At 72.5% G+C, this 815-nt stretch carries 1 protein-coding gene; it reads left to right on the top strand.

Features of this window, described 5'->3' with window-relative positions; translation table 11 throughout:
* The coding region (locus tag G7A99_RS22190; protein ID WP_163144164.1) for an SIS domain-containing protein at positions 1-815 on the top strand (815 nt) is incomplete at both ends.

The following is an 815-nucleotide window of genomic DNA, read 5'->3' as shown; positions in this document are numbered from 1 at the left end:
TGGGCCACCCACGGCGCGCCTACCGAGGCCAACGCCCATCCCCACGCCTCCTGCGGCCGAATCGCCCTGGTGCACAACGGCATCATCGAGAACCACGAGTCCATGCGCCGGGCGCTGACCGAGCAGGGCTACACGTTCGGCTCGGAGACGGATACCGAGGTGGTGGTCAACGCCGTGCACGCCGCCACCGCCCGCGGCGAGGACCTCCTCGGCGCGGTGCGCACCGCCGTGCGCACCCTGGACGGCGCCTACGCCCTGGGCGTGATCGACGCCGACGAGCCGGACCGCCTGATCGCCGCGCGCCAGGGCAGCCCGCTGGTGATCGGCGTCGGCATCGGCGAGCACTTCATCGCCTCGGACGTGGCCGCGCTGCTGCCCGTCACCCAGCAGTTCATCTTCCTCGAGGAGGGCGACGTCGCCGTGCTCACCCGTGAGGCGGTAACCGTCTACGACCGCGACGGCCGCCAGGTCCAGCGCCCGGTGCGCACCTCCGAGCTCTCCGCGGAGGCCGTGGAGCGCGGCAACTACCGCCACTTCATGGCCAAGGAGATCCACGAGCAGCCCCGCGCCATCGGCGACACCCTGGAGGGCCGACTGACCGCCGAGCGGTTGCTGGTCGAGTCCCTGGGGCCGGAGGCCGGGCCGGTGCTCGCCGACGTCGAGCGCGTGCAGATCGTCGCCTGCGGCACGAGCTACCATGCCGGGCTGGTGGCGCGGTACTGGTTCGAGAGCATCGCCGGCATCCCCTGCGAGGTGGAGGTCGCCAGCGAGTTCCGCTACCGCCGCCACGTGGTCGCGCCGGGGACGCTGTTCCT

The sequence above is a fragment of the Arhodomonas sp. KWT genome, assembly GCF_010993615.1.
The sequence above is the reverse complement of the archived record's forward strand: the minus strand, read 5'-3'. Positions and strand labels throughout refer to the sequence as shown.